Annotated in this window: 13 protein-coding genes; 8 read left to right on the forward strand and 5 right to left on the reverse strand. The window is 72.4% G+C overall.

The window, feature by feature from the left end:
* Nucleotides 1–51: 51 nt before the first annotated feature.
* The 5 genes from phnD to EDD34_RS00740 all read left to right on the forward strand — a co-directional run bounded on the left by phnD (nt 52) and on the right by EDD34_RS00740 (nt 6,456).
* The gene (gene phnD / locus EDD34_RS00720; RefSeq protein ID WP_123812880.1) at nt 52–978 is read left to right on the forward strand and encodes a phosphate/phosphite/phosphonate ABC transporter substrate-binding protein; all 927 of its coding nucleotides are present in this window, start codon (nt 52–54) and stop codon (nt 976–978) included.
* Nucleotides 979–1,147: 169 nt separating this feature from the next.
* Nucleotides 1,148–2,260 (forward strand): chymotrypsin family serine protease, encoded by a 1,113-nt coding sequence (locus tag EDD34_RS00725; RefSeq protein ID WP_123812881.1) that lies wholly within the window; start codon nt 1,148–1,150, stop codon nt 2,258–2,260.
* 128 nt (nt 2,261–2,388) lie between these two features.
* Nucleotides 2,389–2,733 carry a hypothetical protein gene (locus tag EDD34_RS00730; protein ID WP_123812882.1) on the forward strand — a complete coding sequence of 115 codons (345 nt, stop codon included), beginning with the start codon at nt 2,389–2,391 and terminating at the stop codon, nt 2,731–2,733.
* Between the two features lie 10 nt (nt 2,734–2,743).
* A complete protein-coding gene (locus EDD34_RS00735) occupies nt 2,744–4,912 on the forward strand; it encodes a thioredoxin-like domain-containing protein (RefSeq protein ID WP_123812883.1) in 2,169 nt (722 codons plus the stop codon).
* Between the two features lie 386 nt (nt 4,913–5,298).
* A complete protein-coding gene (locus EDD34_RS00740; RefSeq protein ID WP_211341455.1) occupies nt 5,299–6,456 on the forward strand; it encodes a magnesium and cobalt transport protein CorA in 1,158 nt (385 codons plus the stop codon).
* Between the two features lie 34 nt (nt 6,457–6,490).
* Here EDD34_RS00740 and EDD34_RS00745 read toward each other — a convergent pair whose 3' ends face one another.
* Together EDD34_RS00745 and ptsP are read right to left on the reverse strand one after the other, a co-directional pair.
* Nucleotides 6,491–7,357, reverse strand: a complete 867-nt coding sequence (locus EDD34_RS00745; protein ID WP_123812884.1) for a sugar phosphate isomerase/epimerase family protein — start codon at nt 7,355–7,357, stop codon at nt 6,491–6,493.
* Nucleotides 7,358–7,432: 75 nt separating this feature from the next.
* Nucleotides 7,433–9,151, reverse strand: a complete 1,719-nt coding sequence (gene ptsP, locus EDD34_RS00750) for a phosphoenolpyruvate--protein phosphotransferase (RefSeq protein ID WP_123816231.1) — start codon at nt 9,149–9,151, stop codon at nt 7,433–7,435.
* A gap of 113 nt (nt 9,152–9,264) precedes the next feature.
* Between ptsP and EDD34_RS00755 the strand changes: the two genes are divergently transcribed.
* Entirely contained in the window at nt 9,265–9,738 is a 474-nt protein-coding gene (locus tag EDD34_RS00755) for a PTS sugar transporter subunit IIA (RefSeq protein WP_123812885.1), read from the forward strand.
* Between the two features lie 52 nt (nt 9,739–9,790).
* Here EDD34_RS00755 and EDD34_RS00760 read toward each other — a convergent pair whose 3' ends face one another.
* Both EDD34_RS00760 and EDD34_RS20540 read right to left on the reverse strand, forming a co-directional pair.
* Nucleotides 9,791–10,402, reverse strand: a complete 612-nt coding sequence (locus EDD34_RS00760; protein ID WP_123812886.1) for a TetR/AcrR family transcriptional regulator — start codon at nt 10,400–10,402, stop codon at nt 9,791–9,793.
* 27 nt (nt 10,403–10,429) lie between these two features.
* Complete coding sequence (locus EDD34_RS20540) at nt 10,430–10,591, reverse strand: hypothetical protein (protein ID WP_170176921.1); 162 nt, start codon at nt 10,589–10,591, stop codon at nt 10,430–10,432.
* Between the two features lie 272 nt (nt 10,592–10,863).
* Between EDD34_RS20540 and EDD34_RS00765 the strand changes: the two genes are divergently transcribed.
* Together EDD34_RS00765 and EDD34_RS00770 are read left to right on the forward strand one after the other, a co-directional pair.
* Nucleotides 10,864–11,652: a hypothetical protein gene (locus tag EDD34_RS00765; RefSeq protein WP_246012125.1), complete on the forward strand. Its 789-nt coding sequence runs from the start codon at nt 10,864–10,866 to the stop codon at nt 11,650–11,652.
* Between the two features lie 538 nt (nt 11,653–12,190).
* Nucleotides 12,191–13,225, forward strand: coding sequence for a pirin family protein (locus EDD34_RS00770; RefSeq protein ID WP_123812888.1), 1,035 nt, complete (start codon nt 12,191–12,193; stop codon nt 13,223–13,225).
* Between the two features lie 37 nt (nt 13,226–13,262).
* Here the strand turns inward: EDD34_RS00770 and EDD34_RS00775 are convergent, their stop codons facing one another.
* Nucleotides 13,263–13,985 (reverse strand): GntR family transcriptional regulator, encoded by a 723-nt coding sequence (locus EDD34_RS00775; protein WP_170176922.1) that lies wholly within the window; start codon nt 13,983–13,985, stop codon nt 13,263–13,265.
* Nucleotides 13,986–14,191: the final 206 nt, after the last annotated feature.

Raw genomic sequence — 14,191 nt, forward strand, 5'->3', positions numbered from 1 at the left:
CCCGCCCCGAGGCCGGATGAGCCCGGCCCTCACCTCTGCGAGGAGCCACCCATGAAGGCAACCCGCCTCCACGAGAAGCCCGCCCGGACGATCGCCGGGCTCGTGCTCGGCGTGCTCGCCGCCACGACCCTCGGCGCCTGCTCGACCATCTCCCAGGCGTCCGACACGACCTGCCCCGCCGACGGCATCCGCTTCGGCGTGAACCCTTCCGGGAACAGCACGGAACTCGAGGGCGCGTACACGGTGCTCGGCGACGCCCTCTCGGAGGAACTGGACTGTGCGGTCCGGGTCCGGATCTTCGACAGTCATGCTCGCGAGGCCGAGGCCATGGAGGACGGCGAGCTGGAGATCGCCCAGTTCTCCGCGATCGGCTACGCCGTCGCTTCCGAGCGTGTGGCGGTGACGCCGGTCGCGACGTTCGGCATGCCCAACGGCAACCTGTCCGGCTACACGGCCGGGATCTGGGTGCGGGCGGACTCGGACATCAGGACGCCGGCGCACCTCGAAGGGCGCACGCTCGCGCTCGGCGCGCCGGGGACGACGTCCGGCGACCTCCTTCCGCGCCGGGCTCTCGCCGACGCGAACCTCACCACCGACGACGTGCGCATCTCCTACACGGGCGGACACGCGGCGGCCGTCGATTCCCTCAGGGACCACACGGTGGAGGCGGCCGAGATCGACTCGCGAACCCTCGCGGCCGCCGTCGCGGGCGGCACGTTCGACCCGAATGCCTACCGGCGGATCTGGGAGTCCGGCGTGATTCCGAACGACCCGATCGTGCTCTCCCCGAACGTCGACGAGGAACTCGCCGAGGCGATCGGTGAAGCACTCGTCGACGTCCCGCCGGAGGCGATCGCACAGGTCGCCGCGGATGCCGGTGTCGACCCGGGCGGGAGGCTGGTGGGCGTGGACGAGGTCACGTACGCCGAGGTCATCGCTGTCGTCGACGCCCTGGCCATCGGCGAGGGGGACCTCTGATCCCGTTCGTCGCCGCGGGACGCCCCGTGGTGATCCCGCTACGTCGGGGCGGGGAACGACCGTCTCGGTCAAGGTGTTGTTATCCGGCTTTCGAATGACTTTTCGCGCCATCCGGCGTGTCGCGCGACTTGTCCCTCGGAGTGTCCGTGAGTCGAGTAAGGATCGTCCCATGGAGCGTTATGCGGCCCGCAAGATGAAGGAGCAGCTTGCAGACTTCGCACGGGAGCTGGGGGAACGGTACGGAACGAGCGCGCTTCCGCGTCCCGGCGAGCGGCCTCGCCCCCAGGCGGTCCCGCCCGCCGGCCGGCGGGACGACCATCCGGACGCCGGGGCCGCGGAACTCCGCCGGGACTCCGCTCCTTCTGCCGACGACGTGGTCCGCGCGCCGACGCTCGCCCTCGGGCTCGTGCCCCGGCCCGACGGCGGGTACGGCATCGCCGTGCGCTATCGGCTCGGTCTGCCTCGGGCGCGCGCCGTCGTGCGCAGGATCGCCGACGAGGTGGGCCCTGACGCCGACATCCGCCGCACGGGGCGCATCCGGCCGCTGAGCGAGCTCGACCCACGCCGGCTGGCTCCGACCTCGCAGGCCGAGGGTGAGACCGACCACGTCCGGCCGCTCCGCCCGGGGGTCTCGATCGGGCACGTGGGCGTGACCGCGGGCACCCTCGGGGCGTTCGTCCGGCGGGTCGACGCACCGGACGAGCTGTACGCCCTGTCGAACTACCACGTCCTGGCGGGCAGCCAGCAGGCGCGCGCGGGAGACGTCGTGCTGCAGCCCGGCCCGGCCGACGGCGGCCTGATTCCGGGCGACCGGGTCGGTGAGCTGACCAGGGTCGCCACGCTCGTCTCGGGCGAGGTGTGCGCCACCGACGCGGCGATCGCCCGGCTGGACTCCGCCGAGGTGGACCACACGTACCCGGTGGGGCGGGTCGCCCGGATCGCCCGCCCGGTCGGTGGTGAGACGGTCGAGAAGGTCGGGCGCACGACGGCGGTCACGCGAGGCCGGGTCACGGCGATCGAGCTGGACGACGTCATCGTGGGCTACGAGGATCTCGGCGCGCTCAGCTTCGACGACCAGGTGGAGATCGAGGGGGAAGGAGTGGCCTTCTCCCGCGGGGGCGACTCCGGCGCGCTGGTGTACCGCGAGGACGGCACGGCGATCGGACTGCTCTTCGCGGGTTCGGAGAGCGGAGGTCAGGGCGGCAAGGGCCTCACCTACGCCAACCCGATCGACGTCGTCCTGGAGACGATGGAGGTCGAGCTCGCCGCCACCGAACGGTAGTCGGCGGGCCCCGGAGACGCCCGAAATGTGACCTTCGCCACGCCGACGAACCGTCGAGGTGCCCTGGCTATGCCCGGGCAACAGGCGCACAATGGTGGGTCAGGACGATGGTCTGGAGGTGGGCGTCGATGACAACACTGGACGAGGCACGAGCGGCCAAGGCGGAGCTACGTGCCGCGGTCTCCGGGATCAGCGGCGTGGTCGGTATCGGTGTCGCTCCCGAGTTCAGCAGTCCGATCGACTCCGAGAGGCCGGCTCCCGGCGGCGCCACGCTCCAGCGGGTGCAGGTTCCCGGAGCGGGTCGCGTCAACGTCCTCGCACAGCAGGTGACGGTCGACGACCTCCCCAGCTCGGACGGGGGCTGGGTGCTCCAGGTCAACGTGGTCGACCCGGCCGTGGTGGACAAGATCCCCGAGGAGATCGACGACGTCCCCGTGCGCGTACGGGTCGTAGGGGCCGTCCGCGCCGGGTGACAATGGCCCGGTGAGCACCACCCCGACCCGCCTGCCCCGTGTCCGCGCCTCCGAGCTCGTCGGCCGCGGCTGGCTCAACACCGGCGGTCGTGACGTCACCCTCGGCGACCTGCGCGGCAAGATCGTCATCCTCGACTTCTGGACGTTCTGCTGCATCAACTGCCTGCACGTCCTCGACGAGCTGCGTGAGCTCGAGGCCGCCCACCGGGACGAGCTCGTCATCGTGGGCGTGCACTCGCCCAAGTTCGAGCACGAGGCCGACCCCGACGCGCTCGCGGCCGCCGTCGAACGGTACGAGGTGCACCACCCCGTGCTCGACGACCCGGACCTCGTCACCTGGCGCGCGTACGCCGCCCGGGCCTGGCCCACCCTCGTGGTCCTCGACCCCGAGGGGTACATCGTCGCGCAGATGGCGGGGGAGGGGCATGCGTCGGCCATCGGCGCGCTCGTGGCCGAGCTGATCGAGGAGCACGAGACCAAGGGCACCCTGCACCGCGGCGACGGTCCGTACGCGCCGCCGGCTCCGGCGTCGGGCACGCTGCGGTTTCCCGCGAAGGCGATCGCGCTGCCGTCGGGCAACCTCCTGGTGGCCGACGCCGGGCACCACTCCCTCGCCGAACTGGCGGGCGACGGCGAGACGCTGGTCCGCCGGATCGGCTCTGGCGATCGCGGGCTTCTCGACGGCGGCCCCGGCGAGGCGCGCCTCGGCGAACCCAACGGGCTGTGCCTCCTACCGGAGGAGGTCCGTGCGGTGTTCGGCTGCGACGTCGTCGTCGCCGACACGGCGAACCACGCGTTGCGTGGCGTGCGGCTGTCCGACGGCGCGGTGACGACCCTGGCCGGCACGGGACGCCAGTTCATGGTGGGCGGGCTGGAGAACCACGACGGCCGGACCGGAGAGTTCGATCCTTCGGCCATGTACGACGCGCGGTCGATCCGCCTCTCCTCCCCGTGGGACGTGGCGTGGTCGTCCGGTCTGGATGCGCTTGTCGTCGCGATGGCGGGAAACCACACGCTGTGGGCGTTCGAACCCGCGCGAACCGGCAGACCTGAGCAAAGCCGGGTGCGCCTCGGGGCGCGGCTGCTCGCCGGCACGATGAACGAGGGGATCGAGGACGGTCCCGGGCCCGCGGCCTGGTTCGCGCAGCCGTCGGGCCTCGCACCGGTGCTGGGGGCCGGTCCGTCCGGGGAACGCGCCGCGGGCGCCAGGGCGCGGCAGGGAGACCACGGACTGTGGCTAGCCGACGCCGAGACGTCCGCCCTGCGCCGCGTGGTCCCGGCGGTCCCGGTGGTCGCCGCCGACTCCGCGCCGTCGCAGCGTCCGGACGGGGGCGAGCCCGCCGGCTCCGACGCGGGCGGGGCGCCACCCGGCGTCACGATCGAGACCGCCGTCGGGCACGGGCTGTTCGACTTCGGGCACCGGGACGGCGCCGCCGACCAGGCACTCCTCCAGCACCCGCTGGGCGTGGCGGTGCTGCCCGACGGCAGCGTCGTCGTGGCGGACACGTACAACGGCGCGATCCGTCGATACGCGCCTCCCGCGGGGGCGGAGCACGCCGACGGCGCGCCGCTCGGGGGAGGCGAGGTGCGCACGCTCGCGACCGGGCTCGCCGAGCCGAGCGACGCCGTCGTCCAGGTGGACGGGCGCTCGTGGACGCCAGGAGAGTCCGTGCCCGACGACGGCGAGATCCACCTGCTGGTCGTCGAGTCCGCGGCGCACCGCCTCACCCGGATCGCTCTTTCGCGGGACCTGGCGGGCGAGGTGCTGGACTCCGGGGCCCGCCGCACCCAGCGCCCCGCCACCGACGTGGTGGCCGGCCCGCTGCGGCTGGAGGTCCCCTTCGAGCCGGCACCGGGTCAGAAGCTCGACGATCGCTGGGGCCCGTCCACCGAGCTCCAGGTCAGCGCCACCCCGCCCGAGCTGCTGCGCGCGGGTGCCGGGAGCGGCACCGACCTGTTCCGGGACCTGGTGCTCGACCCCGGCGTGCCCGAGGGGGTGCTGCACGTGACCGCCAAGGCGGCCTCGTGCGACGTCGTGCCCGTGGGGCCGGACGGCGAGCCCGATCCCGAGGCCTTCCCTGCCTGCCATCTCGCGAGTCAGGACTGGGGAGTCCCGGTGCGGGTGCACCCGGAGGGCGACGGCGGACCCGGCTCGCTCACGCTGCCGTTGCGCGGGTGAGCGCCCGGGTGAAGACCTTGTGACGGCGCTCTCGAAAGGTTTCGATCGGGAACGCCGCCGGGCTAGACTCACGCCGCAGGAATCACCGGCGTGACGGCCGCGCATCCGCGGCCCGCGCATCATCGGCGGCCGGCGTGCCGCCCGGACCTGGAGGGGGTGGAGCTCATGACCCGTAGCGAGCCCCCCAGTAGTCCGAGCCGCGGCTGACGGCTCGACCGGCAGGTTCTCCACACGACAGCGCACCGATGCGTCCACCGCCTCGGTGCGTCGTGCCGTCCTTCCCTGAGTCTCCAGCCGCGGCAGCTCCGTGCCCACGTCCGCTTGTGTCGTCTCGCACGTCCGCTCGACGGCGTGCCGAGGAGGCAGCAACGACCTCGGAGAACCCCATGGCCACCTTCCTGCCCGCACGCCCCGTTCGTTCGCGCCCGCTCCTGGACGCGCTCCGTCCGCGTCCCCGCCGTCGTCCCGCCGCGCCGTTCACCGCCCCCGACCCCGGCGCGCTCATGCCGAGCGCGCCGCGCCGCTCGCCCGTCGTCGCCGCCGTGATCTACGACGACGGCGAGCGCACCGCGTCCTTCTCGAAGCTCTCGGACGCCTTCCGCGCCCTGCGGAGCCGCCCCGGCGGGATGGCCTGGATCGGCCTCGAGCGGCCCGACGAGATCGAGCTCAACTCGCTCGCCGAGGAGTTCGACCTGCACCCGCTCGCCGTCGAGGACGCGATCCAGGCGCACCAGCGCCCCAAGATCGAGCGGTACGGCGACACGCTGTTCGTGGTGCTGCACGCCGCCCGGTACGACGACGCGGCCGAGCGGGTCGAGTTCGGTGAGCTGCACGTGTTCATCGGACCGGACTTCGTCGTCACGGTGCGGCACGGGGCGTCGCCGGACCTCGGCGCCGTCCGCGACCGGCTCGAGACGGACCGGAGCATGCTCGCGCGCGGCCCGGAGGCCGTGCTCTACGCCATCCTGGACGACGTCGTGGACGGCTACGCGCCTGTCGTCGCAGGCCTCGAGAACGACATCGACGAGATCGAGTCCGACGTGTTCGGCGGCGACCCCGAGGTCTCGCGGCGCACCTACGAGCTCTCCCGCGAGGTCGTGGACTTCCAGCGGGCCGTCCGCCCGGCGCAGAAGATCTGCGCCTCCCTCGCGAAGGGCGCCGAGAAGTACGACGTCCACCTCGAGCTCCAGGCCTACCTGCGCGACGTCGCCGACCACCTGACCGAGGCGGCGGACCGCATCGACTCCTACCGGGCCGCGCTCCGCGACATCCTCACCGTGAACGCCACGCTCGTCGCGCAGCGGCAGAACGAGGAGATGAAGCACCTGTCCGAGGTCAGCCTGCGCCAGGGCGAAGAGGTCAAGAAGATCTCCGGCTGGGCCGCGATCCTGTTCGCGCCCACCCTGGTGGGCACCGTGTACGGCATGAACTTCGACGTCATGCCGGAACTCGGCTGGGCGTGGGGCTACCCGGCAGCGCTGGTGGCGATGGCCGCGGTGAGCGGGGGCCTCTTCGGGGTCTTCCGGGGGAAGCGCTGGATCTGAGCGGCAGTGCCCGCAGGGACGCCCGCGGAACCGCTCAGGAACCGCCCGCCGGGACCCGCGGCACGGAGACACCCGCCCCGGTACCCAGGTGGGCGCGGGCATAGGCCAGCGCCTCGGCGAGGTCGGCCGTGCGCTCGGTGGCACTGCGCCCCCGCGTCGAGATCTCCAGGCAGACATCGCCCTGCCAGCCGCGCCTGGTCAGCTCGGCGAGCACCTTGTCGCAGTCCATGGTTCCGCGGCCCGGGACGAGGTGCTCGTCACGGGCACTGCTCGTGCCGTCGGCGAGGTGCAGGTGCCGCAGGCGGTCCCCGAAGATCTCCAGCAGTTCCAGGCCGCCCTGCTGGGCCACGCTCGCGTGCGAGAGGTCCAGCGTGACGGCGTCGTACCCGTGGTCCGCCGGGTCCCAGCCCGGCAGGTACGCCTGCATCTCACGGCCGCCGCCGCGCCACGGGTACATGTTCTCGACGGCGATCGTCACGCCGGTGGCCTCCGTGAGGATCGCGACCTGCTCCTCGAACTGCCGCGCGTACTTGAACTGCCACCGGAAGGGCGGGTGCACCACCACCGTGGACGCGCCCAGCTCCTGCGCCATCTCCACCGTCCGGTCCAGCTTGGGGCCGGGCGCGCGGCCCCACACGCGCTGACTGACCAGCAGCGTCGGGGCGTGCAGCGACCGCACCGGCATCCCCGTCTCCGCGGCGTACCGCGCGAGGGTGAGCGCGTTGCGGGTGGCCTCCTCCGACCAGATCATCACCTCGACGCCGTCGTACCCCGCCTCGGCCGCGGCCTCGAACGCGTACGGCACCCGTCTCGGGAACACGGAGGCGGTGGACAGTGTCACGTGGACACCCGGCGTGGCGGCGCCGGGCGCGATCCTGTCTGATCCGATCGGTTCCTGCATGTCTTCCACCTTACGAGGGATCCGTAACGAAAACGTGACCTAGGGGTTCACGGAGCATGGCGACCTGCGCGGACATCACGAACCACCCCTCTGGAAATCCCGGACGGCCTTGCGCGCCGCACGGGCCGTCGCCTTGTCGAGGGCGCTCGCGGCCAGCTCGCGACACTGCTCCAGCGTGAACTGGCGCAGCGCGGTGGACACCGCGGCGAGCGCGCGCGGCGTCATCGACAGCGACGTGACACCGAGGCCGACCAGCACCGGCGCGAGCAGCGGGTCCGCGGCGGCCTCGCCGCACACACCTACCGGACGACCATGCACCGCCGCGCCCTCACACGCCACCCGGACGAGATCGAGCACGGCCGGCTGCCAGGGCGTCGACAGCGCCGCGACGCCCGCGAGATCGCGGTCCGCGGCCATCGTGTACTGCGTCAGGTCGTTCGTGCCGAGACTCGCGAACGCGGCGTCGGCGAGCAGCCAGCGCGCCTGGATGGCCGCCGCGGGCGTCTCGATCATGACTCCCGCGGTGGTGAGGTCGTGCGCGGCGCATGCCGCGACGAACTCGCGTGTCTCGTCTGCCGTGGCCACCATCGGCGCCATGACCCAGACCTCGGCGCTCTCGGCGCGCGCGGCCCGCGAGATCGCCTCGAGCTGACGGTCCAGCACCTCGGGATGGTCGACGGCGGTCCGGATGCCCCGGACCCCGAGGGCGGGGTTGTCCTCGTGGTCGGGCGTGAGGAACCGCAAGGGCTTGTCCGCACCGGCGTCGAGCGTGCGGACGACGACCCGCCCGCCACCGAACCGCGCGAGCACCGCCCGGTAGGCGTCGACCTGCTCGTCGACGGTCGGCTCCGTACCGCGCCCGAGGAAGCAGAACTCCGTGCGGAACAGGCCCACACCGCGTGCCCCGGCTCCCGCCGCGGCGTCCGCTCCCGCCGGGTCGGCGACGTTCGCCACGAGGTCGACGTCGTGCCCGTCACGCGTCGCGGCGGTGCCGTCGAACACGTCGCGTGCCGAGGGCCGGCGTCGCACGAGCGGCCCCGTGCCGGTGTCCGCCCCGCCGCCGGCGTCGCCGTCGTCCAGGCCCGCCGCGAGCAGGTCGGCCGCGGCGGGCGCGCTGAGGACCACGCCGTCGGTGCCGTCCACCAGCACGGTCTCGCCCGGGGCGAGGTCGGCGGCCTCCCCGAGGGCGACGACGGCCGGGATGCCGAGCGAGCGCGCGATGATGGCCGTGTGCGAGGTGGGCCCGCCCCGGGCGGTCACCACGGCGAGGACCGTCGCCGGGTCGAGCGTGGCGGTGTCGGCGGGCGCGAGGTCGGTGGCCACCAGGACGAACGGGTGGCCCGGGTCCGGGACGCCGGGAGGCGGCGCGCCGGTCAGCACGGCCACGATGCGGTCGCGGACGTCTCGCACGTCGCGCGCCCGCTCCGCCATCGGGCTGCCGAGGGACTCGAGCTGTGCCGCCACCGTGCCGGCCGCGTCCCACACCGCCCGCTCCGGGGTGAGGTGGTCGGTGCGGACACGGTGGGCGGCGTCGGCGGCGAGCGTCGGGTCGGCCGCCATCGCGGCGGTGACGGACAGGATGTCGGCGGCGGTCCCCGTGGCGCGTTCCGCGCGCTCGGCAAGATCCTCCTCGACCCGCACGGCGGCCTCGCGGACCGCCGCGGCCGCCCGCTCCACCGCGTCCGGCTCGATCCGGCTGGTCGCCGGCTCGGGCACGCGCGGCGGCATGTGGACCACCGGGCCCGCCGACCGGCCAGGACTCGCGGGGACGCCGGTTCGCTTCTCCACGGGCATACCGCTCCCGTTCTGCATGGGGGTGACTACCTCGAGTGCGCGAGGCACGTTACATGGTCAGGCCCTCGGCTGCCGAGGGCGGCGGGTCCACGCGCTTCTGCCAGGATGGCCGTATGGCGCTCACCGTGCTGTCCCCCGTCTCCGGAACCGTCGTGACGATGGCGGACGTTCCCGACCCCGTCTTCGCCGAGGGCATGGTGGGTCCGGGGATCGCCGTCGACCCGGACCTGGACGGCGCGGCGTCGATCGCCGTCGCGCCGATCGACGGGACCATGGCCGCACTGCATCCGCACGCGTTCGTCGTCTCCGACGCCGGCCATCGCGGAATTCTGGTGCACCTCGGGATCGACACCGTCCAGCTCGGCGGCACGGGATTCACCGTGCACGTCGCCAAGGGGGACACGGTGAGGGCCGGCGAGCACCTGATCACGTGGTCGCCGTCCGACGTCGCCGCCGGCGGGAGGTCGCCCCTGGTGCCGGTCGTCGCCCTGGAGGTCCCGGCGGGCGGGCTCGACGTCCTGGTCGCACCGGGCGAACGGGTGGTGGCGGGCGCGGTGCCCGCGACGCCGCTGCTCCGCGTTCCCTGACCGTTCCCGGGCGGCGACGTGGTGGCGGCGCCGGCATCTCGGAGTCACGGCGTCAGGCGGGGACGCGTTCCAGGGCACGTGCGCCCACCGCGCGGAGCACGAACGTCTCCGTGGCCCGGATCGTGCGCTCGCGGGCCGCGGGCTCGTCCGGGATCAGCCGGCCCGAGAGGCAGGCGTTGACGAGGTGCACGGTGGGCTCGACGTCCTGGGGCGGGAAGATCCCGGTGTCGATCCCCTGCGTGATGATCCGGCGGAGGATCGACTCGACGATCTCCGCATGCTCCCGCAGGCGGGCCTGGGTGGCGCGGGACAGGACCGTCCGCAGGTCGGGTCCGGGTGCGAGGTGGAAGACGCGGGTGAGCTGGGCCTGCTGCCGGATGTAGGTGCGTAGCTGTTCCACCGGGTGGTCGATGCCGTCGAGCGCACGCTCCAGCGTGTGCGCGTACTGCTCGGTCTCGTGCGTGATGAAGCCGAGCAGCAGGGCTTCCTTGTCGTGGAAGTGGTTGTAGACGGCGGTGCGCCCGACTCCCGCTGCCTCGGCGATGTCGGCGAGCGTGATGGTGTCGAACCCTCGCTCCGCCATCAGCGTCGACAGTGCGGTGAACAGCTTCTGCCTCGTCATCTGGCGGTGTTCGTGCAGGCTCTTGCCGATGATCTTGGGCATGATGACATCATAGGGGCATCCTGTCAGTTACAGGTTCGCGCCGTGATACCGGTCGGGCTCGGCGATGGTGGTATCGGCCACGGTGATCCGGAGCGGGGCGGCCCGGATGTCGGGCGTTCGTTGCGTGCCGGAAACATCGGGCTCACCGGAGCGAAACGAACAGCCCGCTTCGTCACGGCGGTGTTTCATGTCCGTAACATCCTTGATGTCGGGGCTCTCGACAGCGGCAGTAGTGTTCCGACATGACGCTTCTGGCAGGGATCATCCCCGCAGAACATGCCGCGGGACACACACTCGTCCTACCGTGTCCTGACGGTCCGGTCGCGGTCAGTCCGATGGCGTCGGCCTGGTTCTCCGATGTGGCCTGGTTACGAGAACCCTCGCGCGCCTCCGGTGCGCGCAGGATGACCGGAGCGCGGTTCCGCGGGATACAGCAGGCCGAGTCGGTCACACCTGGTGTCATGCGGTTGGGCGAGGAGCACATCGCGACGGGCCCGTTCGCCGTGGAGCGGGAGCCGCTCGCGGAGATCTCCGTGAACGCCTCGAAGGCGGAGGCGTACGTCCTCGCGCGCAGTGACGGGCTGCGCGACGTGCGCGCGGCGGCGCCGACGTCGTACGACGACCGGGACGGCATCGCGAGATCCTTCCCCCACGCGCTCCCGCAGGGCGAGGAGCTGCGGGTCATCCAGTGGGCCGTCGCCGCGGCGCGCAAGACGGGCGGCGCGCTGCTCGGCGACGGGCTGCGGCCCATGGTCCCGGATCCCTTCGGCTCCGTGAACCTCGGGCTCTACAGCGCGCACCCGCTCACCCCCGGTGACGTCCTGCTGCTGCTCCGCGCGTTCATCGCCACCGCGGAGGTCACCGCGGACCAGCCGACGGCGGACGGTTCACCGCGCTACCGCCTCGTGGGGCCCACCGCCTACGACGGATCGATCGTGATCGACGTCGAGCGCGTCGACCGGGTGCCCCGTGCGCTCGGCGCGCTCGACTGGCGGGCGTACGGGCCGTTCGCCTACCGCCTGAGCTGGGTGCCGGCCGATCCGTACGAGCTCGATCTGGAGCGGCCCTCGGGTCTGCACGTCATCGCGCGCTCCAGGATGCGGTCGTCCATCGCGCGGCTCGCGGTGTCGCTCCAGAGCCGGATCGCGGGCGTCGTCGTCGACGACGGCGGGTTCGTGGCCACCGTCGAAGAGCTCGAGGCACGCAACGATCCGCAGGCGAACCCGGGAAGCGGTCGCGTCTGGGTCTGAGTCCTGCTGTCCATGCGTTTGCGTTATCCACAGATTCTTTCCACAGGGCTGTGTATACGTGGCGAACTCGCAGGCATGCTTGTGGACAGCCTTGTGGACGGACCTGTCGGCAAAAATGTGCGCGAATGACATGCCCTGACCGGTTGCCGCCTCGCCGAACGGGAACTAGAAACGTCCTATCGGTTCGGTGAGTGACGGCCTGGTCGGTGCGCTGCAGCAGCACCGAAGGGTCGGCCGCCGGACGCCGGTCGACCGGAGAACGACAGGACGTCCCGTGCCGCGGTGCGGGCTGTGGGTGACGACACAGGTGCCTGTACGGACCCGGAAGACCACCCGCGTCCGACGCGCCCTGTACCAGTTCGGCCCGGCGACCCGGGCCAGAGGGGCGTGGATCCGGAGCCGTGACGTCGACGCGGCGCCTCCGGTCCCCGGGTAAGTCGACCGGAGGTACGCGGTACGCCAGGGCTCCCGGCCTGCCCCGGGAGCCCTGGCGCCCTGACCGCACGTGCCGTGCGGTTCACCGCCGTACGCTCAGTACATGAGCAACCTGGAGACTCGTCCGGCAGAGCAGGTGTGCACCTCCGGCGCGCCCACGGACGGCGTCGAGCTGCTGGAACCCCGCATGGTGCCACTCGGCGGGCCTCGCGCGATGACGGTGCGGCGCACCATCCCGCAGCGCGCCCGTTCGCTCGTCGGTGCCTGGTGCTTCAGCGACCACTACGGCCCCGACGATGTCTCCGCCTCCGCGGGCATGCAGGTCCCGCCACACCCGCACACCGGGCTGCAGACCGTGTCCTGGCTGTTCGAGGGCGAGATCCTGCACCGCGACTCGGTGGGGTCGCTCCAGATGGTCCGGCCCGGCGAACTCAACCTCATGACGGCCGGGCTGGGGATCTCGCACTCCGAGGAGTCGCCGGCCGGCACCCGCCCGCCGTCGCTGCACGGGATCCAGCTGTGGACGGCGCTGCCGGGGAGCGCGCTCGGTGTCGAGCCGCACTTCGAGCACCACGGAGACCTCCCCGTCGCCGAGGCCGACGGCGCCCGCGTCCAGGTGTTCCTGGGCAGCCTGCGACTGCACGGGCGCGATCTCACCTCGCCCGCGACGACGTACACACCTCTGGTCGGCGCCCAGCTCGATCTGGAGGCGGGCGCGGAGCTGCGCCTCGACGTCGACCCGGGCTTCGAGCACGGGCTCGTCGTGGACACCGGGGACGTCCGGTGGGAGGGGGAACCCGTCGCACCCTCGTCCCTCGGATACGTGGGTCCGGGACGACGGCGGCTCGTGGTGGCCGCCGGTCCCGACCGTCCCGCGCGCGCCGTCCTCGTCGGCGGGACGCCGTTCACCGAGGACGTGGTCATGTGGTGGAACTTCGTCGGACGGACGCACGACGACGTCGCACGTGCCCGGGCCGCATGGATGGCCCAGATCGAGGACCTGCCGGACGGCCTCACGGCCTACGCCGACGGCGCCCGTGAGAGACGGTTCGGGCAGGTGGACGGCTACGCGTCCGGCCCGCTGCGGGCACCCGTGCTGCCCGAGATCCGGCTCAAGCCCCGCACGCGCCCGGCCTGACGGGACGCCTGGCCTGACGCGCCCGGCGTCGAACTCGTCAGGCGTCGAAGTCGTAGCGGAGCATGAACTCGCCGCCGTCGAGCACGATGCGGCTGTACTCGACCGCCAGGCCCTGGGCGTCCAGCGCCGTCCGCATCACCTGGAGGACGGCGGTGCCGGGCTCGATGCGCAGGGCCTCGATCTCCTCGATGGTGGGCATGCGGGCCACGACGTCCTCGTGGAACCTCACCGGCTCGTGCCCGAGTTCCTTCAGGCGGGCGTAGGTGCCGCCCGGCCCGATCTCGTCCTCGGCGATGGGCGTGTCGGCCGCGATCGACGTGGGAACGTACGACACCCCGTGCAGCATCGGCTTGCGCCCCTTGACGTGCAGCCGTTCGCGGGTGGTGACCTGGACCCCGGGTTGGAGACCGAGCGCCTTGCGCGCCTCCTCGGTCGGGTCCTCCGCGGGAGTCACGGCGAGAGTGCGGACGGTCAGCCCGGCGTCGGTCTCGTCCATGACCGGGGTGATCGTGCTGTCGTCGGACGCCGACCCCGTGCTGTCGAAGACGATCGGATCGAAGGACCGCACGAAGACACCCGAACCGTGGCGGGTCACCGTGAGGCCCTCGTCCTTGAGCATGGACAGGCCGTGGCGGGCCGTCATGCGGGCTACGCCGTAGGTCGTCATCAGCGCCGCCTCGCTGGGAAGTCGGTCGCCAGGCTTGTACGTCCCGGCGCGGATCTCGGCGCGCAGATCCTTGGCAATGCTGGAAGCAGTCACTCGGCCCTCTCTAGACACGGGATCCACCTAACTATCTGCTGTTGCCGATGCGCAACTTTTCGGCGTTGGAGTTGCGCTCTCTAGTCATCGTACCCATCGTGGACTACGCACCTAGAGAGACCTCTGGGGCGGGCTTCGAAAGGACTGGAATGGCAACTTCGACGGATTCTGCCGGTACGGCGGCCGACACTCTCGGCGTGATCAAC

It is taken from the genome of Myceligenerans xiligouense (assembly GCF_003814695.1).
In the GTDB taxonomy this organism is placed as follows: Bacteria; Actinomycetota; Actinomycetes; order Actinomycetales; family Cellulomonadaceae; genus Myceligenerans; species Myceligenerans xiligouense.